Genomic DNA, 21,737 nt, shown 5'->3' on the forward strand with positions numbered 1-21,737 from the left:
AACAAGAGGGCCTGCGGGCCCTCTTTTTTATGTCCGGGAGACAGAAAGCCCCTAATTGCTGCTCTGAGCGCAATTCAATGGTGCAATCCCCCCTCTTTTTCACAACAAACCGGCGCAGTAGAGTGGCCCCACTTCCACCATGAGGAACTCAAGATGAGCCAGGATCACCTGTTCTGCCCGCTGCGCCTCGGCCAGCTGCACCTTAACAACCGCATCGTCATGCCCCCCATGACCCGCTCGCGCGCCAGCCAGCCCGGCGACGTGGCCAACGCCATGATGGCCACCTACTATGCCCAGCGCGCCAGTGCCGGCCTCATCATCAGCGAGGGCACGCAAGTCGATCCCATGGGTAAGGGTTACGCCTGGACACCGGGGATCCACAGCGCCGAGCAGGTCGCCGGCTGGCGGCTGGTGACCGATGCCGTGCACGCCAAGGGGGGCACCATGTTCGCCCAGCTCTGGCACGTGGGCCGGGTCACCCACCCGGACAACATAGGCGGCGCCCAGCCCATCTCTTCATCGGCCATCAAGGCTGAAGGGGTCAAGGTGTTCGTCGATAACGGCAGCGATGCTCCCGGTTTCGTCGAGACGGTCACCCCGCGCGCCATGACCCGGGAAGACATAGCGATGGTGATCGAGCAGTTTCGCCAGGCGGCCCGCAACGCCATGCTGGCGGGCTTTGACGGCATCGAGCTGCACGCCGCCAACGGCTACCTCATCAACCAGTTCCTCGACTCCGAGTCCAATACCCGCACCGACCAGTACGGTGGCCCGCTGGAAAATCGGCTGCGTTTCCTCAAGGAGGTGACCGAGGCGGTCGGCCGCGAGATTGGCATGGCGCGGGTCGGGGTGCGCCTCGCGCCCCTCACCACCCTCAACGGCACCGTGGATGCCAACCCGCAGGAGACCTATCTGGCCGCTGCCAGGATGCTGGGTGAGCTCGGCATCGTCTACCTGCACATCGCCGAGGCGGACTGGGACGATGCCCCCTTGATGGCGGAGAGCTTCAAGCAGGGGCTGCGGGAGGTCTTCCCTAACACCCTCATCTACGCCGGTAAATACGATGGCGCGCGGGCGCGGGCCGCCCTCGAGGCGGGCTGGGCCGACATGATTGGCTTTGGCCGCCCCTTCGTGGCCAACCCCGACCTGCCCGAGCGGCTGCGCCGCGGCTATCCCCTTGCCCCCCACGATCCCGCCACCCTGTTTGGCGGTGGCGAACAGGGGCTGACCGACTATCCCGTCTATGGCAAGGAGAACGTCCCAGCCTGATCCCCAACAATGGTTCAGCCGCACTCCCCGCCAATAAACCGTCCACCAATAAAAAGACCCGCCAGCGATGGCGGGTCTTTGTCTTTCTCTTTAGGCACAACGTGGATGAGCTCAGCTCAGGCTCACCCCATGACTGGCAGCGTGGCTGCGAATATCCCGGGTCAGGCGCGCCTTGTCGGCCAGGCTCAGCCAGCTCGCCTCCACGGCGTTTAGCGACAAGCGGCCAAGCTGGCTCGCCGTGGCCCCCAGCTCGTCTGCCAGCGCCTGGAAGTTGGCGTTCATGTAGCCGCCAAAATAGGCGGGATCGTCCGAGTTGATGGTGACGCAGAGCCCCTGCTCCAAAAGCCGCAGCACATTGTGGTGGGCCATCTGGTCAAACACCTTGAGCCGGGTGTTGGAGAGGGGGCAGACGGTCAGCGGCAACCGGGTATCGGCCAGATAGCGCAGCAGCTCGGGATCGTCCGCCGCGCGCACTCCGTGATCGATGCGACACACCTCAAGCTCCCTGATGGCCTGCCAGATGTACTCCGCAGGCCCCTCTTCGCCTGCGTGGGCCACTACCGGCAGCCCCAGCTCGCGGCAGCGCGCATACACCCGGGCAAACTTGCCTGGCGGGTTGCCCTTCTCCCCCGAATCGAGCCCGATGCCGTGAATGCGTGAAAGGAAGGGCTCGGCCTCGCGCAAGGTGGCGAAGGCTTCCTCTTCGCTCAGGTGGCGCAAGAAGCTCATGACAAGGCGCCAGCTGATCCCGAACGTCTCTTCGCCGGCCTGCAGCGCCCGCTCAATCCCCCCCAGCACGGTGGCAAAGGGGATGCCACGAGCGGTGTGGGTCTGCGGGTCGAAGAAGATCTCTACATGCCTCACCTTGTCGGTGGCGCAGTGCTCGAGATAGGCCCAGGTGAGGTCGAAGAAATCCTGTTCGGTCACCAGTACGCTGGCGCCACAGTAGTAAAGGTCGAGAAAGGATTGCAGGCAGTCAAAATCATAGGCGGCACGCAGGCTCGCCACGTCTGGCCAGGGCAGTAGCACCCCGTTGCGCCCGGCCAGTTCAAACATCAGCTCGGGTTCGAGGGTGCCCTCGATGTGGAGGTGCAGCTCCAGTTTGGGCAGATCGGCAATAAAGTTGCTGGCAGCAAGGTTATCCATGTCGGTCACTCCATCAGCACGTTGAGTCCGGAGTCTGCCTCTCCACCAAGCTGACCCCCTGGTTGTTTTATTGTGCACCCAAGTTACGCGACGGGGGAGACATGTCATCAAACAGACTTATAATGGCGTCACAAAAATCATAATTGATTGAACATATTAGGTTCTGCGCCCCGACAAGGAGTTTTCATGAAGAAGAACGTCATCTGTGACATCGACGGTGTCATCCTGCACAACAACGACCTCATCCCCGGCGCCGATCGCTTCGTTCATCGCCTGCTGGAGCAGGGCAGCAAGCTGCTGTTCCTCACCAACTACCCGGCCCAGACCCAGAAAGATCTGCAAAATCGCTTCCGCTCCGCCGGGATAGAAGTGCCGGAAGAATGCTTCTACACCTCCGCCATGGGGACCGCCGACTTTCTCAAGCGCCAGGATGGCAAGAAGGCCTATGTGATCGGCGAAGGGGCCCTGACCCACGAGCTCTACAAGGCCGGTTTCACCATCACCGACATCGACCCCGACTTCGTGGTGGTGGGCGAGACCCGCAACTACAACTGGACCATGATGCAGCAGGGTGCCAAGTTCGTGGATCAGGGAGCCCGCTTCATCGCCACCAACCCGGATACCCACGGTCCCCTGATGCACCCGGCCTGTGGCGCCCTGTGCGCCCCCATCGAGCGGATGACCGGCAAGAAGCCGTTTTACGTGGGCAAGCCGAGCGCCTGGATCATCCGGGCGGCGCTCAACCGGATGGAAGCCCACTCCGACAATACCCTCATCATCGGCGACAACCTGCGCACCGATATTCTGGCGGGCTTCCAGGCCGGCCTCGAGACCGTGCTGGTACTCTCCGGGGTGAGCAAGGTGGCGGATATCGACCGCATGCCGTTTCGGCCGAACCACATCTTCGACTCCGTGGTCGACATCGATATCGTCTAACCCCCAACCAAGGATATGAAGAGGGCAGGCCGGCCCTGCCCTCGCTGGAACTGACATGGAACCAATTCTTATCGCCGTGGCCTTTGGTTGCGGCATGCTGGTCAACCTCATCGGGTTGCCTCCCCTGCTCGGCTTTCTCGCCGCCGGCTTTATCCTCAACGGCATGGGCTATGAAAATACCCCGGCCCTGAGTGAAGTGGCCGATCTCGGGGTGACCCTGCTGCTCTTCACCATCGGCCTCAAGCTCAACGTCAAGACCCTGATGCGGCGCGACGTCTGGGGCACCACCAGCGTGCACCTGCTGCTCTCCACCCTGCTCTTTACCGTGGTGCTGCTGGTCTGCAAGGGGCTGGGGCTGGAACTTGCCCTGTCGCTCAACTGGCAACTCGCGATCCTGCTCGGCTTCGCCCTCTCGTTTTCCAGCACCGTGTTTGCGGTCAAGGTGCTGGAGGAGCGCAGCGACATGAATGCCCTCTATGCCCGCCTCGCCATCGGGGTGCTGGTCATGCAGGATGTGTTCGCGGTGGCGTTTCTGGCGTTCTCCAGCGGCAAGTGGCCCAGCATCTGGGCCCTCTGGGTGCTGGGGTTACCGCTGCTGCGCCCCCTGCTGTTCAAGCTCTTGGAGCGGGCCGGCCACGGCGAGCTGCAGGTCTTGTTCGGCGTCTTCCTGGCGCTGGTGGTGGGGGCCGCCGGCTTTGAGGTGGTGGGGCTCAAGCCCGACCTTGGGGCCCTCATCATCGGCATGATGCTGGCCTCTCACCCGGCGGCGGCGGGGCTTGCCAAGGCGTTGTTCAACCTCAAAGACCTCTTTCTCATCTGCTTCTTCCTGACCATCGGCCTCAACGGCCTGCCGACCCACGACACCATGCTGCTGGCCCTGGTGCTGGTGCTGGCCTTGCCCCTCAAGAGCGCCCTCTACTATCTGGTCTACAGCGGCGCCCACCTGAGGGTGCGCACCGTGCTGCTCTCCACCCTGGCGCTTAGCAACTTCTCGGAGTTCGGTCTCATCGTCGCGGCCATCGCCGCCAAGGCGGGCTGGCTCTCCCACGAGTGGCTGGTGGCCGTCTCCCTGGCACTCGCCGCCAGCTTCATGATCTCCGCCCCCCTCAACAGCCAGAGCGAGCGGATCTATCACAAACTCGGCGGCTGGCTGAAGGGGCTGCAGGCGAGCAACCTGCACCCCGAGGACAGGCCCATCGAGCTGGGCGATGCCGAGGTGATCATCCTCGGCATGGGACGCATTGGTCAGGGAGCCTACTTCGAGCTGGAGAACAAGTACGGCAACGTCATCCTGGGGGTGGAGAACGACAGCGAGAAGCTGCCGACCCTGCGTGCCCAGGGGATGAACGTCATCGAGGGAGATGCCACCGATACCGACTTCTGGGACAAGGTGCTGCTCTCCAACCAGGTCAACCTGGTGCTACTGGCCATGCCCCACCACTCGGGTAACCTCTACGCCATCGAGAAGCTGCGCAGCCACGGCTTTACCGGCAAGATTGCCGCCATCGTGCGCTTTGAAGATGACATCGCCTCCCTCACGGAACAGGGGGTGGATGCGGTATTCAACGTCTACAACGAAGCGGGCAGCGGCTTTGCCCGCCACGTGATCCATCGCCTGCAACCCCTGTCAGATCTTGGCAAGGATGCACGCTTCGTTTAACGTAAGCGCAACTCCGTTTAATAAAACAAACAACCGCGGGGCCTGGATGGCCCCGTTTTCAATGCCGCCACAGACAAGGATGCCCCATGAAGACCCTCAACGACTGGGTACTGCTCGATCGCCATGACGCTCCCCCCACCCCGCTGATGCCCGCCCCCGAACGGATTAGCGCCGGCAACCCACGCCAGACGGTGTGGAACCACTACTCCGATGCCAGCCAGCAGTTTCACGTGGGATTCTGGGCCTGTGAGCCCGGGCGCTGGGCCGTGCACTACACAGAACACGAGTATTGCCAGCTGCTGGAGGGCGAGGTGGTGATCCATGACAGTGAGGGGGGCCAGCTTGCCCTCAAGCCCGGCGATCAGTTCGTCATCCCCGCCGGCTTTGTCGGGCAGTGGGAGACCCTCACCCCCTGTCGCAAGGTCTATGTGATCTTCGAACCCGCCGCCTGACGTTCACGTCAACCTCATCTCCTTTTCCCGGCGACCGGACGGGTCGCCGCACTGCCCCACCGGCTTGACGCTTACGGCATGATTTTCTGCGGTTTTCCCGCTTGCAAAAGGGTTTTCCGCTAGGCATTGTGATTGGCGAGGAATGTAAATGGAATTTCGAGCCCAAACGTGGGGGGCTCATATAAAAATCAAGAGGATTACCGCCAATGTGTTCTATTTTCGGCATTCTGGACATCAAATCCGATGCAGCAGCCCTGCGCAAATCGGCGCTGGAGATGTCCAAGCGACTTCGTCACCGCGGGCCTGACTGGTCCGGCGTCTACAGCTCCGACAAGGCCATTCTGGTGCATGAGCGCCTGGCCATCGTCGACCCGGGCAACGGCGCCCAGCCGCTCTACAACCCCGAACGCACCCATGTGCTGGCGGTCAACGGCGAGATCTACAACCACAAGGAGCTGGAGAAAAACCTCAAGGTCGACTTCCAGTTCCAGACCCAATCCGACTGTGAGGTGCTGCTCGCCCTCTACAAGGAGAAGGGCCCAGCGTTCCTGGACGATCTCAACGGCATCTTCGCCTTTATCCTCTACGACGCGGAGCAAGACGCCTACCTTATCGGTCGCGACCATATGGGGATCATCCCCCTCTACACTGGCCGCGACGAGCACGGCAACTTCTATGTCGCCTCCGAGATGAAGGCGCTGGTGCCGGTGTGCAAGAGCGTCGAAACCTTCCCGCCGGGACACTACCTGTGGAGCAAGGATGGCGAGCTTAAAACCTGGTACAAGCGCGACTGGATGGAGTACGGCGCGGTCGAGCACAACCAGAGCGACAAGGCGGAGCTCAAAGCCGCGCTGGAAGCGGCGGTCAAGCGCCAGCTGATGTGCGACGTGCCCTACGGCGTACTGCTCTCAGGCGGTCTGGACTCCTCCGTCATATCAGCCATCACCAAGCTCTACGCCGCCCGCCGGGTCGAAGACGACGACAAGAGCGAGGCCTGGTGGCCCCAGCTGCACTCCTTCGCCGTCGGCCTGGAAGGCTCGCCGGATCTCGCCGCCGCCCGGAAGGTGGCCGATCACCTGGGTACCATCCACCACCAGATCCACTTCACGGTGCAGGAGGGGCTGGATGCCCTGACGGATGTCATCTATCACCTCGAGACCTATGACGTCACCACCATCCGCGCCTCCACCCCCATGTATCTAATGGCCCGTTACATCAAGGCGATGGGCATCAAGATGGTGCTCTCTGGCGAAGGCTCCGACGAGCTGTTCGGCGGCTACCTCTACTTCCACAAGGCACCGAACGCCCGGGAGTTTCACGAGGAGACGGTGCGCAAACTCTCCGCTCTGCATCTGTATGACTGCCTGCGGGCCAACAAGTCCATGGCTGCCTGGGGCGTGGAGGGCCGCGTGCCCTTCCTCGACAAGGAGTTCATGGATGTGGCAATGCGCCTGCAGCCCGCCGACAAGATGTGCGGCAAGGGCAAGATCGAGAAGCACATCCTGCGCGAAGCCTTCGAGGATCTGCTGCCCCACGAGGTAGCCTGGCGCCAGAAGGAGCAGTTCTCCGACGGTGTGGGTTATTCGTGGATCGACAGCCTCAAGGCCATGGTCGAGCAGGAGGTGACGGATCAGATGTTCGAGGCGGCGGCATTCCGCTTCCCCATCAACACCCCGCTCACCAAGGAGGCGTACTACTACCGCGCCATCTTCGACGAGCACTTCCCGCTCGAATCCGCCGCCCGCACCGTGCCCTACGGCAAGTCGGTCGCCTGCTCCACCCCGACCGCGCTGGAGTGGGACGCCAAGTTCAAGGAGATGGCCGACCCGTCCGGCCGCGCCGTGATGGACGTCCACCAGCAGGGTTACTAACCCACTGAGCAGTACGACCACGACCAAATAAGCGACCAGATAACGCTAAATAGCAAGAGCCCTTCACCATGGTGAAGGGCTCTTTATATAGGGCCCCAAACAGCGGTGGCGGCCAATCAAGCTGACCGCCTGGCACTCCCTTTTTCACTATGAGTGCGTCGCGATTAATCCTTTTTCGCCTGGTTGGCAAAGAAGATGTCAGCCTGAATATCCTGAGTGCGCACCGTAAAGATCTGGTTGGTCAGATCTTCCGTCAGGGTCTCGGCCTCTTTCATCACCCGCAGATTGAAGTCGTTGAGCATCTTGTTGGCAGCGGCCTTGTCGGTTTTGGCCATTTTCAGATAGCTGGCCTCCATCTCTTTTTGCTCTTTGGCGATCTTCGCCTCCCAGCTCTGGTAAGCCTGTTTCACTATCGGTGCCAGCTTGGGGTAATCGGTCATCACCAGCGTCTGCAACTTGCGATATTTCCAGTAGATGGAGTCGCTGTCTGCCTTGTCGCTACCCATGGCATAGTGAGCTGGATAGGCTTCCAGACCACTGTAATAGGGAACGTAAGCCGTCAAATCCGCCATGCCGAGGCCCACATAGGTCACCTCGCCCACCTCTCGCGGCATCCAGGGTCGCACTTGCATCACGTGGGACTCATAGGTGCGAAACACGCTGATGGGGCGCCACGGCTCCAGTCCATTCAACCCCTTGCTGTAGGGATCATGCTCGGTACCGTCATAGTGATTGCGCAGCACCGCCTTGACCTCTTCCAGCGTCATTTTCTTCTCCGGGGTCAGATAGACCGGGAATTGGCGGCCGGCATCCACCGCCTGCTTGAGCGATGGATTGAACATCTTCTGGATGGTCCAGACCCGCGGATCGTTATAGGTGCGATCCCGCTCGTCATCACGGGTATAAACCTTGGAGAAGTTGAAGACCCCATCCTTTTGCGGATCATAGAGCCCCTTCTCGGTGGCAAACTCAATCAGGTTTTTCGAGCCCATCATGTCGGCACTCGCGGGATCGTACTGTTGCAGGCGTCCCTGATTACCTGAAGCAAAATATTTATCCTTGGGCAAACGCTGTGCCATCCAGTGATGGCCGGTGGCAGTCTCCAGATACCAGAGCTCGTCATCATCCACCACGGCGACGCCAAACCCTTCCCCTGCGCCTATGGTTTCGATGATATTGCCAAGCAGGGCAACCGCCTCACGGGCCGATGTGGCGCGGGAGAGCAGCACATCGGGAATATCATCCTCGGTGATCCCCTTGTCCTCGACATAGGGATCGAAGGCGAGCGCCTCTGGCGAGGCAAAAATGGACTCGGTACCGCTCACCCCCACCCCTTTCTCATTGAAACCGGTGGCACCGTGCAGCTGGGTCTTCCAGTTCGGCACCGTGGTGTAACGCAGAGAGTTTTTCGGCAAGGGGTAGCTGAAATCATTGGCGCCGTTGTGGGCCCTGGAGCTGTGCATACCGCTTTGCCCCTGCTTTGCCGGATGGATCACGAAGTGCTGGGCTTTCAGAGCATCGCTGTCGGCACTGCGGGCCACCATCATGGAGCCATCGGCGGTGGCCTCACTGCCGACCAACAGGGTCGTACAGGCGAATGCCGAAGAGAAGAGCGCAAGGTTGATGGAGAGTGCGACGACGCACTTCTTGAAGGAATGCATGAGATCTCCTTGTTGCAAATTGGCGGTGGCTCGCTCGTCCCTCCTGCCCCCTGCTGCAACTGATCGCGATGGTGACACAGGCTGTGCATAACGGGCCATCAAACGATAAAGACATGAACAGGAGAAGGGTGGACATCTCTTGTCGTGGTAGGCAGAAATCCCAAATCCACCGATGCACGACCTGTTCGCATCTTCTCCCAGCGTCGCGATACTAGGCCTAATTGACTGATGCAAATGTGATTGGTAACGCAAAACACCAATCATCAAGATAAAGCCAATTAAAAATGTCGATGATGGCGACAAACGCAGGATTAACAACCTTCAGCTTTCCAGCAACCTCACTTCAATGGGCAAGCGGGCATAGGGTCGAGTAAAAGAAGGAGGTAGAGAGGTAGAGAACGAGATGGTGTAGACACCATCCCGCCCTTTTTGATGTGTCAGCTTGTCACTGTGCATCCGGCTGATTGGCGGGGGCGGCCTTGATAAAGGCCTGCAACTGCTCGCAGTTGGCGACGATGCGGCTGATGGTGGGGTACTCCTCCAGCGACATCTCGTAGCGGCGGGCGTTGTAGACCTGGGGCACCAGCATGCAGTCCGCCAGGGTCACCTCGTCCCCGACGCAATAGACACCGGCCGTGCTCATCAGCAGCTGTTCGAGGGCGGTGAAGGTCTCGGTGATCCAGTGGCGATACCAGGCCGCCTCCTGCGCCTTGCTGACCCTGAACTCCTGGCCCAGATAATTGAGGACTCGCAGATTGTTGAGGGGGTGGATGTCACAGGCAATCATGTTGACGATCTGGCGTACCTGGGCCTTGTCCTCTGCGGCCGAGGGCATCAGGGGGTGGGCAGGATAGGTTTCATCAAGGTACTCCATGATGGCGACCGACTGGCCGACCCGCACATCCCCATCCAGCAGAAAGGGCACCAAGCCTTGCGGATTGACCCGACGATAGGCTTTCTCCCGCTGCTCATCCTGCCGCAAATTGATCGGATGCTGCTCGTAATCGAGCCCCTTGAGCTGCAACACGATCCGTACTCTGAAACTTGCCGATGAGCGCCAATAGCCAAACAACTGCAACATACTTCGTCCTTTTTTTATCTGCCGACCTAGGGCGAGCTCACCCAGGGTCGGCCCCCGTACGCTCGGGAATCATCACCCCGTCTGGCCACCACCCTGCACCACTTGCTGGGAGATGGTGCCAAACAGACTCTTGCCATGGCGATCCTGCATGGTGATGGCCACTCTATCACCAAACTTCAGGTAGGGGGTTGTAGCTTGATCACAATCAAGAATTTCCAGCATGCGCTGTTCGGCCAGACACGATGATCCGGCGCTGCGATCATAGTTGGAGACGGTACCCGACCCTATGATGCAGCCCGCCCCGAGCGGCCGGGTCTTGGCGGCGTGGGCGATCAACTCATAGAAGTTGAAGGTCATGTCCACCCCCGCATCGGGCGCGCCGAACAGAGCGCCGTTGAGGTAGGTTTCAAGGGGCAGGTGAACCTTGCCCTCACGCCAATCCTCCCCCAGCTCGTCCGGGGTGATGGCCACCGGCGAAAAGGCGCTGGAGGGCTTGGACTGGAAGAAGCCAAAACCCTTGGCGAGCTCTGCCGGAATAAGGTTGCGCAGGCTCACATCGTTGACCAGCATCAAGAGCTTGACGTGGCTGGCTGCGGCCTCACGGCTCACCCCCATGGGCACATCGTCGGTGATGATGGCGATCTCGGACTCAAAATCGATGCCCCACGCCTCGGACTCCATGACGATGGGGCCACGGGGGGCGAGAAAGCTGTCGGAGCCCCCCTGATACATCAGAGGATCGTGCCAGAAGCTCGAAGGCATCTCGGCGCCGCGGGCCTTGCGCACCAGCTCCACGTGATTGACGTAGGCACTGCCATCGGCCCACTGGTAAGCGCGGGGCAAGGGGGAGAGACAGGCCGTCTCGTCGAAAGGAAACGCCTCGGGGCACTCTCCATCGTTGAGCGCCCGATAGACGGCGGCCAGTCGAGGCTCGGTGACAGCCCACTCATCCAGCGCCGCCTGCAGGGTGGGCGCTATATCTGCCACCCGCACCCCGTGGCGCAAGTCCCGACTCACCACCACCAGCGCGCCGTCGCGCTTGCCATTGTTCAATGTTGCCAGTTTCATGATGACTCCTTATTTGCCGCTGCCACTGGTGAGTCCGGGGTGCTGCCAGCTGGTGACATACGCCGGGTTTTCTATCCCCTCGCACAAGCTGCCGACATGGAGCGCATCGCGGGTATCGAGCATGACCGCCACCTCGTCGGTGAACTTCTTGGCGTAGGCCTGACCCGCCGCAAACGCCTTGGGATGGGGACCGTGGGTGAACCCGGCGGGGTGGAAGGTGACCATGCCCCGCTCTATGTTGTCTCTGCTGAAGAAGTCCCCGGCGTGATAGAAGAGCACCTCGTCGTAGTCGTCGTTGCTGTGGTAGAAGGGCACCTTGAGGGCGCCGGGATCGCTCTCGATGGGGCGCGGCACGAAGGTGCAGATGACGAAGCGGCTCGCCACGAAGGTGGAGTGGGCCGAGGGGGGCAGGTGGTAGCGGTGGCTCATCAGCGGGCGAATGTCGCGCCAGTTGAGACGCACCACACAGAGATCCCCGTGCCACCCCTGGGCATCGAGCGGATTGAATGGCCAGGTGATGACGGAGACCTGATCGTGGCGCTTGACCTGCAGCGACCAGGGATTCTCATCCTGCTGGGCCAGAAAACGTTCGTTGATGGCGGGCACATCGAGCGCCGCTGGATCGAAGATGGCGTGATTGCCCACCAGCCCCTTGTCCGGCAGCTGGTAGCTGTCGTTGGTGGCCTCGATCATCAGGATGAAGAGGGGCGCGGTGGGTTCGATGCGCCACATGGTGCCGCGGGGGATCACCACATAGTCGCCATCCCGCAGGGTCAGGTGGCCATAGTCACAATAGAACTCGCCGCCCCCTCGTGGATAAACAGCAGTTCGTCGCCATCGGCGTTGCGCACCAGAAACGGCATAGGCTCATGCAGGCGCCAGATCCGGTAGCGGCAGTGGGGGTTGCTCAGAATATCCGGCATCACCCATGGGGAGAGGGAGCTGACCTCCTCCTGCAAGCCGTTGAGATCGAAGGCCCGGGGGCGCAGCGGCCCCTCCCAGTTGATCCAGTCGGTGGGGGCATGCTTGTGGTGCATGTGGGTAGCCGGGCCGAAAAAGCCGGAGCGGCCCAGTTCACGCTCGTAGATGGCCTGCTCGGGCAGGTCGGCATGAGCCTGGCGGGAGTGGGTCCCCTCCCGATGGGGGAAACTTATCCAGTTACGCATCACTCTCCTCCCCTTTTCTCTCACCCTGTTCGCTGCCACTGAGCACGCCACGGCGGATCTGATCCAGTTCGATGGATTCGAACAATGCCTGGAAATTGCCCTCGCCAAACCCCTCGTTACCCTTGCGCTGGATGATCTCGAAGAAGACGGGGCCGATGACGGTGTCGGTGAAGATCTGCAGCAGTATGCCGTCCTTGGTGGGGGAGCCGTCGATGAGGATCCGCAGTTCTTTCAGCGCTGCCAGATCCTCCTGGTGCCCCTCGACCCGGCTGTTCACCTTCTCGTAGTAGGTGTCGGGAGTTGGCATAAAGCCGGTGCCACGACTGCGCAGGGAGCGAATGGTCTGGTAGATGTCGGCGGACGCCAGGGCGATATGCTGGATCCCCTCCCCCTTGTACTGGCGCAGGTACTCCTCGATCTGGGACTTGTCGTCCGCCGACTCGTTGATGGGGATGCGGATTTTGCCGCAGGGGGCGGTCATGGCGCGAGAATGGAGCCCCGTCAGCTTGCCCTCGATGTCGAAGTAGCGAATTTCGCGAAAGTTGCCGATCCGCTCGTAAAAGTTCGACCACACATCCATGTTGCCGCGATGGACGTTGTGGGTCAGGTGATCGATATCAAGGAGCCCGGCATCCACTTCGGCCATGCGGGCCTGCCAGTCGGGATAGAAGACAAAATCCACCTCATAGATGGAACCCCGCTCGCCATAACGGTCGACAAACGACAGGGTGCTCTCGCCGATGCCGTAAATGGCGGGAATATTGAGCTCCATGGGCCCTATCTTGCCGACAAACGGCTTGGCCCCCTTGGCGATGGCGTACTGCTGGGCCTTGCCCGCATCAGAGACCCGAAACGCCATGCCGCAGACACTCGGCCCGTGCAGGCTGGCAAACTGCTCGGCCTGGGAGTGAGGCTCGGCATTGACCACGAAGTTGATATCCCCCTGGCGATAGAGCCAGCACTGCTTGTGTCTGTGCTGGGCGACCTCGGCAAACCCCAGCGAGACGAACAGCGCCTTGAGGGCGGCAATGCCCTTGGCATCCGGGGCCGTGTATTCGACGAACTCAAAGCCGTCGGTGCCAAGCGGATTGATGGTATGGGTGGTAGAGGGGGTGGCATTCATCGGGCGCTCCTTGCTCCATCAGGAAAACAGCGCGGGCGGTGACACACTGCCCGCGACAAGTGTTAACAACTTGTTTCATTAGAGGCAGTGCGCGGCAGGAAGAGAAGAGGGAGCCCTCAGATAGTTTTTCGCCCAAGCAGGTCATGAATGTAAATGAATTGTGACATTCAGGACGAAGGCCTGCGATCAAAGCGCCGGAGTGCCTCCCCCCTGTCAGCTTTGTCTTACAGTCGCCAGGTTTTCGGGATAAGCCGGAGCAGTTGCGCCCTCCCCCGCGCGAGGCGTGCCGGGGAGGGATTAACAAGCCAGGCTTCTTGCCCCAACGCCAGCAGCGGCAGATCGTGCAGGCTGTCGCTTAAGGTAAGGACAGGCTCAAGGGTGCGCACCTCGGGCAACAGCTTGTGCACCCCGTGGCAATAAAAGCGCGGCATCAGGCCGCCGAAACGGTAGTGCATCCGCGAGCCCAGGATGCGGCAGGGCAGCTTGCCCGGGCGCTGCTGGTAGAGCTGGCCACGCACCAAGGCGCGGGGGCTGGCGGAGATCACCCAGCAGCGCGCCCCCGCCTCATCAAGCAGAGCGTGCGCCTCCCGAAAGAGACCCGGGCGGGTGCAGCAATAGGCCCGCACCAGCTTGCGCCAGCCAAGGGGGGAGAGCCCCAGGGTGATGGCCCACCAGATAAGCGAAATCCCCTGACGACGCTGGCTGGGCAATAGATAGACCAGCCCGCCCAGGGCGATGACCGGCAGCAACAGCAGCGGCCAGCGGCGGCGACGCAGGATGTAACGCAGCAGCCCGGCATGGCTGTCACCGGGGGCCAGGGTGTCGTCAAAATCGGCCAGGATCCAGCCGATCGTCTCTGCTGCGCTCCCCGCTTTCGTCTTCTCTGGATCATCATCCAACTGCATCATGCACTCCCGGACTCAGGGCGCCAGGGTTTCGATGGCCGCCGCCAGTTCAGGGGTCACGAACTCGACCCCCAGGTTTGGCGGACAGACAAAGTCGAACGGCTCGTTCGCCAGGGTAAAACGCAGACGCCAGGCGTGCAGGTAGCCGCGATCGGCAGGCGTGCCGCCGTAGCGCTCATCCCCGAGGATGGGAGCACCAATGCTCTTCAAGGCCACCCGGATCTGGTGGGTCTTGCCGGTCTGGGGCTTGATGCGATAGAGGCGCAACCCCTCGCGTACCGACACCGAATCGAACCAGCTGATGGCGGGGTTGTCGAGAGTGCGGGTCAGCATCCAGCTGCCGCCCCGCCCCTTTTGCATGTCCCCCTTCACCCAGCCCTGCTTCTTCTTCGGCTTGCGATCGGAGAGGGCCAGATACTGCTTGCTCACCTCCCGCGCCGCGAAGGCCATGCTGAGGGCGCGGTTGGCCTCCGTGGTGCGCGCCAACAGCACCAGCCCGGAGGTCATCTTGTCGAGGCGGTGCACCGGATAGAGGGTGAGGCCAGTGTCCGCCTTAACCCGGCTGACCAGACCCGGATTAAGCAGACCGGGCTCCCCTCCCTCATCGTGCATGCCGATGCCGGGCTGCTTGTCGATAACCAGGAAGGCGGGGTGCTGGAACAGGATCCGGTACATAAAACCTCGATAAACAAAAAAAGCCTTCGCGGCCCGTCAGGGGGCCGCGCTCAGGCGAGGCATTCTCCCCGCTCCCCCGCCATTTGGCAAACCCGATGTGCCGGGATAAAAAACGGCCCCCGCCTGTTGCCGGGCGGGGGCCGTCGTCACGAAACCGGGAGAACCGTTGGTCAGACGCTGCGCGGGCGCAGGTGGGCGTGCCAGCGCGCCTCCCACTTCTTGAACAGCCAGACGATGACGAAGGTCAGCACCATGTAGAGCAGACCGGCAGTCAGGAACGCCTCAAACGGACTGTAGTAGCGGGAGTTGATGATCCGCGCCGCACCGGTCAGATCGACGATGGTGATGATGCCCGCCACCGCCGAGCCCTGCAGCATGAAGATCACCTCGTTGCTGTAGGCGGGCAGCGCACGGCGAAACGAGTTGGGCAAGATGATCCGGGTGAGGGTCTGCCAGCGGGTCATGCCGAAGGCATTGGCCGCCTCAATCTGCCCCTTGGGCATGTTCTGCACGGCGCCACGCACGATTTCGGCGGTGTAGGCCCCCGTGTTCAGGGTGAACGCCAGCAGAGCGCAGAACCAGGCCTCGGCAAACAGCGACCAGGCGGCGCTGTTTTTCAGCCACTCCCACTGGGCGGCGCCGTAGTAGATGATAAAGAGCTGCACCAAGAGCGGGGTGCCGCGAAAGAAGTAGATATAAGCCCAGATCGGTCCCTTGATCAGCCAGTTGCGGCTGTTGCGCAGTATGCCCATGGGCACCGCCAGCAGCAGGCCGAGCACCAGGGAGGCTGCCACCAACAGTACAGTGGTGTAGAGGCCCTGCCAGTAGGTGGGCCATTCAGTGAGGATGATTGAAAAATCCATGGCTTACCTCGTCTTGATCGCGTAGTGGCGCTCGGCCCACTTCAGTGCCGAGGTGGAGACTGCGGTGAAGATCAGGAAGATAAGCGCCACCGCCATGTAGAAGGTGAAGGGCAGCTGGGTCGAGCCCGCCGCCAGAGAGGCTTTGCGCACCATGTCATCGAGCCCGATGATGGAAACCAGCGCCGTGGTTTTCAGCAGCACCAGCCAGTTGTTGCCAAAGCCCGGCAAGGCGTGGCGCATCATCTGGGGAAACAGGATGCGACGAAACACCTGGGTCGCTCGCATGCCAAAGGCACGGGCCGCCTCAAGCTCCCCCTTGTCCACCGCCAGAATGGCGCCGCGGAAGGTCTCGGTCATGTAGGCGCCGAAGATAAAGCCGATGGTGGCCACCCCGGCCGCAAACGGGCTGATATCGATGTAATCGGGCAGCAGGGAGACCCACTCCTGATTGGGATTGCTCGCCAGCAGATAGTTGTTGTAGGTCTCGTTGACCCAGGTACAGAGGTTGTTGATGAGCACCTGGCCGCCGAAGAACAGCAACATCATCAGCACCAGATCGGGAATGCCACGAATGATGGTGGTGTAGGCGGTGGCAAAGCCGCGGGCCCACTTGTAGGGGGAGAGCTTGGCCAACGCCCCCAGCATGCCGAGCAGGAGCGCCAGCAGCAGGGAGGCCAGCGCCACCTCCAGGGTGACCCAGGCCCCCTCCAGCAGGGAGGTTTCGTATCCTTTCAAATCAAACATATGCAGTTCCATCGCAACTAAGCGGGCCCATCACTCCCTTGCGAGAGACAACGGGCCCGATGACTACAGACGAGGGTCAACCTGTCGCTATTGTGCGTGTCACGCCCTGGCTCCTGCTCCCGGCAAAGAGCCTTGGGAGTTACTCGCCGTAGACGTCGAAGTCGAAGTACTTGTCGTTGATTTCCTTGTACTTGCCGTTGGCACGCAAAGCCAGGATGGCGGCGTTGAATTTCTCTTTCAGATCCTTGTCGGCCTTGCGCACCGCGATGCCGGCGCCTTCACCGAACCACTTGGGATCGGTCAGTTTCGGGCCCACGAACTCAAACGCATCGCCGCCCTCTTTCTTGAGCAGACCGTCGCTGATGGCGGCGGAGTCGGCCAGCACGTAATCGACGCGGCCGGATTTCAGGTCGAGATAGGCCTCATCGGCGGTGCCGTAACGCTTGATGGTGGCGTTGGGGAAGTTGTCGGTAATAAAGGTGTCCATGGAGGTGGCACGCTGCACGGCCACGGTTTTGCCGTCCATGAAGGCCTTATCCAGCTTGACGTCAGTGCCCTTCTTGGCGGCGAAACGGGCCGGAATGTGCTGGTACTTCTGGGTGAAGTCCACCTTCTTCTTGCGCTCTTCGGTGATGTCCATGGTGGCGATGATGGCGTCATACTTGCGCGACAGCAGCGCCGGAATGATGCCGTCCCAGTCCTGCTTGACCAGGGTGCACTTCACCTTCATCTCGTCGCACAGGGCGTTGGCGATATCGATGTCAAAGCCTTTCACCTCGCCGCTCGGCTCGGTCCAGGAGAAGGGAGGGTAAGCCCCTTCCACCCCGATCCGCACCTCTTTCCACTCCTTGGCCATCAGGCTGCCGGAAGACAGAGCAGTCACAACGGCGGTCGCCAGCATCAGCTTGTTCATGTATCTCTCCTTGATAAAACAGTTGATCGTTGATTCGAAATCCCGTCCATCAATAGATGGAGGAGATGAATTGCTTGAACCGTTCGGATTTGGGATGGGCGAAGATCTCCTTGGGGTTGCCCTCCTCCTCCACGCGGCCCTGATGCAGGAACATCACCTTGTTCGATACATCACGGGCAAACGACATCTCGTGGGTCACCACCAGCATGGTGCGCCCCTCTTCGGCCAGCTCGCGCATCAGACCGAGTACTTCTCCCACCAGCTCGGGGTCGAGCGCAGAGGTGGGTTCGTCAAACAGCATGACTTCGGGTTCCACCGCCAGGGCACGGGCTATCGCCGCCCGCTGCTGCTGGCCGCCGGAGAGGTGGCCGGGATAATAGTCGCGGCGCTCCCACAGGCCGACCCGGTTGAGCAGATGCTCCGCCTTGGCGATGGCCTCGGCACGGGGCACCTTCAGCACCTGGATGGGTACCTCTATGATGTTCTGCATGATGGTCATGTGCGACCAGAGGTTGAAGCTTTGAAACACCATGGCCAGGCGGCTGCGAATGCGCTCCACCTGGCGCATATCCTCCGGCAGGCGCTCGCCGGCGCGGCTGGTTTTCATGCGAATAAGCTCGCCATGGAGTGAAACCGTGCCGGAAGAGGGTGTTTCCAGCAGATTGATACAGCGAAGAAAGGTCGACTTCCCCGAGCCGGAGGAGCCGATAAGGGAGATCACATCCCCCTTGTGGGCGGTCATGTCGATGCCCTTGAGCACTTCGTGGGTGCCAAAATACTTATGCAGATCACGTACTTCCAGTGCGGCAACGTCGCTCATCCATTACAACCTTGTCTGTCCCTAGACGCCGCTGGGGCGTGACTCACACCATCTCTTTTTAACAAATAGTTAACCGATGGCAACCTTCAGCGAAAATATCATCGGGATAGTTAAAAAACAATACAGAACAGGTGTCTTTGGTGTTTTGTCTGTATTTTTATTGGCCAGCAAGGTATTTTTCAGCACTTTGTGTGCATAAAACCCTAATCACACCGTTCTGACAACACCGCCTTTTTATACTTGCAGCGCAAGGGTGGCAAGAAAAATCAGGTCAATGACCGACAAGCAGACAAAATTCACTTTATTCAGCCAATCCTTGATCGCATCTTGTTGAAAAATGGACTCTCCCCTGCCAAAACCCGCTTGCACCCGGGTGGGGAACCAGATTGGTTCAGCGCCCTGTTTTGCACCAGAAAGATAACAAATCGATAAAAAAGTGTCGGATGAACCACGCAAACCCACAGATATGTGACACAGAGCCAAGAAGTAATGATAAGGTGGTGTTTTTATCAATTTTTGTGACCGAGGCCCCGATGTTGCTCAATGTGTTGCTGATCCTGTTACCTCTGGTGATCGGCTATCTGGTTCCCCTCTCCTCTGCCCGGCTGATCAAGCTGGTCAACCAGTCTCTCGGCAAGATGGTCTACCTTATCTTGTTCCTGATGGGGCTGGGGCTTGCCTATGTGGAGAACCTCGGCAGCAACCTGGCAGTGATCTTCAAGGTGGCCGGCGTCATGCTCACCGCCATTACCCTGTGCAACCTGCTGGCGCTCTGGTGGCTGGACCGGCGCACTCCTCCGACCCACGAGGCCAGCGACGGCAAGATGCCAAGCAAATTGCACCTGTTGTGGGAGTCGCTCCAGCTCTGCTTCGTGGTGCTCGGCGGCGTGCTGCTGGGGCTGCTGGTGGACCTGCGCGCCCTGCCCATCGACAAATGGAGCGAATGGGCGCTGATGCTGCTGCTGTTTCTCATCGGGGTGCAGATGCGCAACTCAGGCATGCGGCTGCGCCAGATCCTGCTCAACCCCTGGGGCATGAAGATAGCCGCCACCGTCATTCTCAGCAGCTGGCTCGGCAGCCTGCTGGCCGCCCAGCTGCTGGAGATGCCCGCCAGCCACGCTCTGGCGATCAGCTCCAGCTTCGGCTGGTATTCGCTCTCCGGCATCCTGGTGGCTGACAAGCTGGGCCCCGTGCTGGGCTCCGCCGCCTTTATCAACGATCTCGGCCGCGAGCTTATCGCCATCCTGATCATCCCGGTGCTGATGCGCCGCCACCCCAGTGCGGCCATCGGCTACGGCGGCGCCACAGCCCTTGATTTCACCCTGCCGGTGATCCAGAAGTCGGGGGGCATCCAGGTGGTCCCGGTGGCCATCGTCTCGGGCTTTATCCTGAGCCTGCTCGGCCCCATCCTGATCCTGGGCTTTCTGGCGATCTGAGCGCCAGCATCATGAACTTTCTGGCACATTTGCATCTGGCGGCCCACACCGAGAGCTCCCTCACCGGTAATCTGCTGGGGGATTTTATCAAGGGGCCGCTGCCGACCGGGCTGGATGCCCCTTTTGATGAGGGGATCTGGCTGCATCGCAAGATAGATGGCTTCACCGACGCCCACCCCGAACACAGGGCGGCAGTGGCCTGCTTCGAAGCTCCCTGGCGCCGCTTTGGCGGCATCCTGGTGGACATGCTCTACGATCACTGGCTCAGCCAGCACTGGTCGCAATTTCACGAGCATCCCCTGCCCAGTTTCTTGCAGCAGAGCTATGCCCGGCTGCTGGCAGATCACCGCATCCTGCCGGATGGTTTGCCCGCCCCGCTCATGCGGATGGCGCAGCAGAACTGGATTGCCTCCTATCACCACAGGGAGGGGCTGGGTCAGGCCCTCAACGGCATCGGTCGTCGCCTGCGCCGTCCCCTGCCCCTCGGGGATGCCCTGCTCACCCTGGATGAGAGCCGCTGGCGCCGGTGCGAACAGGGGTTTCTGCGCTTCTACCCCGAGCAGATGGCGTTCAGCCGCCAACAGCTGGCCAAGTACCGCAGCGAGGCGGCTACCCATCGCCAAATGCCATAAAAAAACGCCCCGTTCGGGGCGTTTTTGACAGCCGGATGCGTTATTTCGCTTCCTCTTTCTTCTTACGAATGCTTAAACCCAGCTCGCGGCCACGCAGGCGGGCGTAGTAGATGGTGCCAACAAAGGCCAGGGTGGTGAGCAGCAGTTCCACCACCGCCAGCCACCGCTCCCCTTCATCCGTGGTGATCAGAGTCAGGGCATGGAGGAAGTAGGGCATCAGCACGAAGTTGCCCCAGGCGTGGGTGTAGGGGTTGCCCTGCACTATCCCCTTGAGGGGAAATAGCAGTGGCACAGTCCAGATCACCGGCAGCAGCCAGGGGTTGAGGTCCGGGTGGGGCGAGAGCCACAGGTGCCACAGCAGCACCCAGATCAGCAGGCCGAAGAAGCCGACCAGGGTCAGCAGACGGGCAAGGCGGGTGGTCACTTGAGGATCTCCAGTACCTGCTCTGGCGGACGGCCGATACGGGCCTGGCCATTCTTGATGACGATGGGGCGCTCGATCAGCTTGGGATGCTGGTGCATCGCCTGGATCAATGCCTCACCGCTCTGCCCGGCCAGTCCCAGCTCTTTGTAGAGATCTTCCTTGGTGCGCATCAGCTGGCGCGGATCGGTGAAGCCAAGCTGACCCAGCAGGGTGCGGATGGTCTCCACGCTCGGGGCCTGCTCCAGATAGAGCACCACGTCCGGGGCGATCCCGCGCTGTTCCAGCAAGGCCAGGGTTTCACGGCTCTTGGAGCAGCGCGGATTGTGGTAGATTTGGGTCTCGCTCATGGTAACTCCCTGATTAATCGCAAGATGGGACAAGAAACGGCGCTATTGTAGGGGAAAGTGATGGTCAGGGTAAGCGGCAGTGGAAAGGAATTGAAACGAATTTGTTGGGTGATTGTGGCCGGCCTGCTGAGCGCCTGTACGCCGGCCCCCGAGTTCACCGATGCGCAGGGCCAGCCTCTCTCCCTGTCGCACTTCGCCGGCAAGCCGCTCCTGGTCAACTACTTCGCCCCCTGGTGCGCCCCCTGCCTTCGGGAGATGCCGCGCCTCGCGGCACTCGCCCGGGAAGGCGAGATCGCCGTGGTGGCTATCAACTATGACCCGGCGATGCCGGCTGAGCTGGGCCAACTGGCTGAGCACTATGACATCCCATTGCCGCTGCTGATCGCCAACGAGACGGCGACGCTCCCCTTCCCGCGCCCGACCGGGCTGCCCACCAGCTATCTGCTCAATGGCAAGGGTCGACTGCAGCAGACCCTGGTCGGCGAGCTCGACCAGCCGCAGATCGATGCCCTCAAGGCGGCAGCCCGCACCTTGGGCAACTAGCC

At 61.0% G+C, this 21,737-nt stretch carries 21 protein-coding genes and 1 pseudogene; 8 read left to right on the forward strand and 14 right to left on the reverse strand.

Features of this window, described 5'->3' with window-relative positions:
• The first annotated feature begins 153 nt into the window (after positions 1-153).
• Positions 154-1,269, forward strand: coding sequence for an alkene reductase (locus tag I6L37_RS17485; RefSeq protein WP_216992531.1), 1,116 nt, complete (start codon positions 154-156; stop codon positions 1,267-1,269).
• Positions 1,270-1,380: 111 nt separating this feature from the next.
• Here I6L37_RS17485 and I6L37_RS17490 read toward each other — a convergent pair whose 3' ends face one another.
• Positions 1,381-2,415 carry an adenosine deaminase gene (locus tag I6L37_RS17490; protein WP_216992532.1) on the reverse strand — a complete coding sequence of 345 codons (1,035 nt, stop codon included), beginning with the start codon at positions 2,413-2,415 and terminating at the stop codon, positions 1,381-1,383.
• A gap of 186 nt (positions 2,416-2,601) precedes the next feature.
• On the opposite strand from I6L37_RS17490, the gene I6L37_RS17495 reads away from it, so the two are divergent.
• From I6L37_RS17495 to asnB, 4 genes are all read left to right on the forward strand, one after another.
• Positions 2,602-3,351: an HAD-IIA family hydrolase gene (locus I6L37_RS17495; protein WP_026456419.1), complete on the forward strand. Its 750-nt coding sequence runs from the start codon at positions 2,602-2,604 to the stop codon at positions 3,349-3,351.
• A 55-nt stretch (positions 3,352-3,406) separates the two neighbouring features.
• On the forward strand, positions 3,407-5,011 hold the full coding sequence (locus tag I6L37_RS17500) for a cation:proton antiporter family protein (RefSeq protein WP_026456418.1): 1,605 nt from the start codon (positions 3,407-3,409) through the stop codon (positions 5,009-5,011).
• A gap of 86 nt (positions 5,012-5,097) precedes the next feature.
• A complete protein-coding gene (locus tag I6L37_RS17505; RefSeq protein ID WP_216992533.1) occupies positions 5,098-5,463 on the forward strand; it encodes a cupin domain-containing protein in 366 nt (121 codons plus the stop codon).
• A 206-nt stretch (positions 5,464-5,669) separates the two neighbouring features.
• Entirely contained in the window at positions 5,670-7,334 is a 1,665-nt protein-coding gene (gene asnB / locus I6L37_RS17510; RefSeq protein WP_216992534.1) for an asparagine synthase B, read from the forward strand.
• Positions 7,335-7,498: 164 nt separating this feature from the next.
• Here the strand turns inward: asnB and I6L37_RS17515 are convergent, their stop codons facing one another.
• From I6L37_RS17515 to I6L37_RS17565, 11 genes and pseudogenes are all read right to left on the reverse strand, one after another.
• The gene (locus tag I6L37_RS17515) at positions 7,499-8,995 is read right to left on the reverse strand and encodes a C69 family dipeptidase (RefSeq protein WP_216992535.1); all 1,497 of its coding nucleotides are present in this window, start codon (positions 8,993-8,995) and stop codon (positions 7,499-7,501) included.
• A 445-nt stretch (positions 8,996-9,440) separates the two neighbouring features.
• A complete protein-coding gene (gene maiA / locus I6L37_RS17520) occupies positions 9,441-10,076 on the reverse strand; it encodes a maleylacetoacetate isomerase (protein ID WP_216992536.1) in 636 nt (211 codons plus the stop codon).
• A 72-nt stretch (positions 10,077-10,148) separates the two neighbouring features.
• Complete coding sequence (locus I6L37_RS17525) at positions 10,149-11,144, reverse strand: fumarylacetoacetate hydrolase family protein (protein ID WP_216992537.1); 996 nt, start codon at positions 11,142-11,144, stop codon at positions 10,149-10,151.
• A 9-nt stretch (positions 11,145-11,153) separates the two neighbouring features.
• Positions 11,154-12,310: pseudogene (locus I6L37_RS17530) on the reverse strand (homogentisate 1,2-dioxygenase).
• Complete coding sequence (gene hppD / locus I6L37_RS17535) at positions 12,303-13,433, reverse strand: 4-hydroxyphenylpyruvate dioxygenase (RefSeq protein WP_216992538.1); 1,131 nt, start codon at positions 13,431-13,433, stop codon at positions 12,303-12,305. Before hppD ends, I6L37_RS17530 begins: the two are co-directional and overlap by 8 nt.
• 224 nt (positions 13,434-13,657) lie before the next feature.
• Positions 13,658-14,338, reverse strand: coding sequence for an HAD family hydrolase (locus tag I6L37_RS17540; protein WP_216994196.1), 681 nt, complete (start codon positions 14,336-14,338; stop codon positions 13,658-13,660).
• Positions 14,339-14,353: 15 nt separating this feature from the next.
• A complete protein-coding gene (locus tag I6L37_RS17545) occupies positions 14,354-15,013 on the reverse strand; it encodes a TIGR01621 family pseudouridine synthase (protein ID WP_216992539.1) in 660 nt (219 codons plus the stop codon).
• A 170-nt stretch (positions 15,014-15,183) separates the two neighbouring features.
• Positions 15,184-15,876 carry an ABC transporter permease gene (locus tag I6L37_RS17550; protein ID WP_026457515.1) on the reverse strand — a complete coding sequence of 231 codons (693 nt, stop codon included), beginning with the start codon at positions 15,874-15,876 and terminating at the stop codon, positions 15,184-15,186.
• Positions 15,877-15,879: 3 nt separating this feature from the next.
• A complete protein-coding gene (locus I6L37_RS17555; RefSeq protein WP_042024909.1) occupies positions 15,880-16,620 on the reverse strand; it encodes an ABC transporter permease in 741 nt (246 codons plus the stop codon).
• A 139-nt stretch (positions 16,621-16,759) separates the two neighbouring features.
• The gene (locus I6L37_RS17560; protein WP_042024910.1) at positions 16,760-17,533 is read right to left on the reverse strand and encodes an ABC transporter substrate-binding protein; all 774 of its coding nucleotides are present in this window, start codon (positions 17,531-17,533) and stop codon (positions 16,760-16,762) included.
• A 49-nt stretch (positions 17,534-17,582) separates the two neighbouring features.
• Positions 17,583-18,353 carry an ABC transporter ATP-binding protein gene (locus I6L37_RS17565; protein WP_026457651.1) on the reverse strand — a complete coding sequence of 257 codons (771 nt, stop codon included), beginning with the start codon at positions 18,351-18,353 and terminating at the stop codon, positions 17,583-17,585.
• Positions 18,354-18,886: 533 nt separating this feature from the next.
• On the opposite strand from I6L37_RS17565, the gene I6L37_RS17570 reads away from it, so the two are divergent.
• Together I6L37_RS17570 and I6L37_RS17575 are read left to right on the forward strand one after the other, a co-directional pair.
• Positions 18,887-19,789: a lysine exporter LysO family protein gene (locus I6L37_RS17570; protein WP_216994197.1), complete on the forward strand. Its 903-nt coding sequence runs from the start codon at positions 18,887-18,889 to the stop codon at positions 19,787-19,789.
• Positions 19,790-19,800: 11 nt separating this feature from the next.
• Positions 19,801-20,421 carry an ACP phosphodiesterase gene (locus I6L37_RS17575; protein WP_216992540.1) on the forward strand — a complete coding sequence of 207 codons (621 nt, stop codon included), beginning with the start codon at positions 19,801-19,803 and terminating at the stop codon, positions 20,419-20,421.
• Positions 20,422-20,461: 40 nt separating this feature from the next.
• Here I6L37_RS17575 and I6L37_RS17580 read toward each other — a convergent pair whose 3' ends face one another.
• Entirely contained in the window at positions 20,462-20,845 is a 384-nt protein-coding gene (locus tag I6L37_RS17580; protein WP_026457653.1) for a DUF2069 domain-containing protein, read from the reverse strand.
• Entirely contained in the window at positions 20,842-21,192 is a 351-nt protein-coding gene (gene arsC / locus I6L37_RS17585; protein ID WP_042024913.1) for an arsenate reductase (glutaredoxin), read from the reverse strand. The genes I6L37_RS17580 and arsC overlap by 4 nt, the downstream gene beginning before the upstream one ends.
• A gap of 60 nt (positions 21,193-21,252) precedes the next feature.
• Here arsC and I6L37_RS17590 point away from each other — a divergent pair, with 60 nt between their 5' ends.
• Positions 21,253-21,735, forward strand: a complete 483-nt coding sequence (locus I6L37_RS17590) for a TlpA disulfide reductase family protein (RefSeq protein WP_216992541.1) — start codon at positions 21,253-21,255, stop codon at positions 21,733-21,735.
• The last annotated feature ends 2 nt before the right edge of the window (positions 21,736-21,737 follow it).

This window comes from Aeromonas sp. FDAARGOS 1407, from assembly GCF_019048725.1.
Classification (GTDB): domain Bacteria; phylum Pseudomonadota; class Gammaproteobacteria; order Enterobacterales; family Aeromonadaceae; genus Aeromonas; species Aeromonas enteropelogenes.

Bases quoted from the DNA above. Each gene is read 5' to 3' on its own strand.
- I6L37_RS17490 (WP_216992532.1), bottom strand. From the start codon at position 2,415: ATGGATAACCTTGCTGCCAGCAACTTTATTGCCGATCTGCCCAAACTG.
- arsC (WP_042024913.1), bottom strand. From the start codon at position 21,192: ATGAGCGAGACCCAAATCTACCACAATCCGCGCTGCTCCAAGAGCCGT.
- I6L37_RS17505 (WP_216992533.1), top strand. From the start codon at position 5,098: ATGAAGACCCTCAACGACTGGGTACTGCTCGATCGCCATGACGCTCCC.
- I6L37_RS17560 (WP_042024910.1), bottom strand. From the start codon at position 17,533: ATGAACAAGCTGATGCTGGCGACCGCCGTTGTGACTGCTCTGTCTTCC.
- maiA (WP_216992536.1), bottom strand. From the start codon at position 10,076: ATGTTGCAGTTGTTTGGCTATTGGCGCTCATCGGCAAGTTTCAGAGTA.
- I6L37_RS17555 (WP_042024909.1), bottom strand. From the start codon at position 16,620: ATGTTTGATTTGAAAGGATACGAAACCTCCCTGCTGGAGGGGGCCTGG.
- I6L37_RS17550 (WP_026457515.1), bottom strand. From the start codon at position 15,876: ATGGATTTTTCAATCATCCTCACTGAATGGCCCACCTACTGGCAGGGC.
- I6L37_RS17495 (WP_026456419.1), top strand. From the start codon at position 2,602: ATGAAGAAGAACGTCATCTGTGACATCGACGGTGTCATCCTGCACAAC.
- I6L37_RS17575 (WP_216992540.1), top strand. From the start codon at position 19,801: ATGAACTTTCTGGCACATTTGCATCTGGCGGCCCACACCGAGAGCTCC.
- I6L37_RS17570 (WP_216994197.1), top strand. From the start codon at position 18,887: ATGTTGCTCAATGTGTTGCTGATCCTGTTACCTCTGGTGATCGGCTAT.
- I6L37_RS17540 (WP_216994196.1), bottom strand. From the start codon at position 14,338: ATGCAGTTGGATGATGATCCAGAGAAGACGAAAGCGGGGAGCGCAGCA.
- I6L37_RS17565 (WP_026457651.1), bottom strand. From the start codon at position 18,353: ATGAGCGACGTTGCCGCACTGGAAGTACGTGATCTGCATAAGTATTTT.
- I6L37_RS17525 (WP_216992537.1), bottom strand. From the start codon at position 11,144: ATGAAACTGGCAACATTGAACAATGGCAAGCGCGACGGCGCGCTGGTG.
- I6L37_RS17500 (WP_026456418.1), top strand. From the start codon at position 3,407: ATGGAACCAATTCTTATCGCCGTGGCCTTTGGTTGCGGCATGCTGGTC.
- I6L37_RS17485 (WP_216992531.1), top strand. From the start codon at position 154: ATGAGCCAGGATCACCTGTTCTGCCCGCTGCGCCTCGGCCAGCTGCAC.
- I6L37_RS17545 (WP_216992539.1), bottom strand. From the start codon at position 15,013: ATGTACCGGATCCTGTTCCAGCACCCCGCCTTCCTGGTTATCGACAAG.
- I6L37_RS17515 (WP_216992535.1), bottom strand. From the start codon at position 8,995: ATGCATTCCTTCAAGAAGTGCGTCGTCGCACTCTCCATCAACCTTGCG.
- asnB (WP_216992534.1), top strand. From the start codon at position 5,670: ATGTGTTCTATTTTCGGCATTCTGGACATCAAATCCGATGCAGCAGCC.
- hppD (WP_216992538.1), bottom strand. From the start codon at position 13,433: ATGAATGCCACCCCCTCTACCACCCATACCATCAATCCGCTTGGCACC.
- I6L37_RS17590 (WP_216992541.1), top strand. From the start codon at position 21,253: ATGGTCAGGGTAAGCGGCAGTGGAAAGGAATTGAAACGAATTTGTTGG.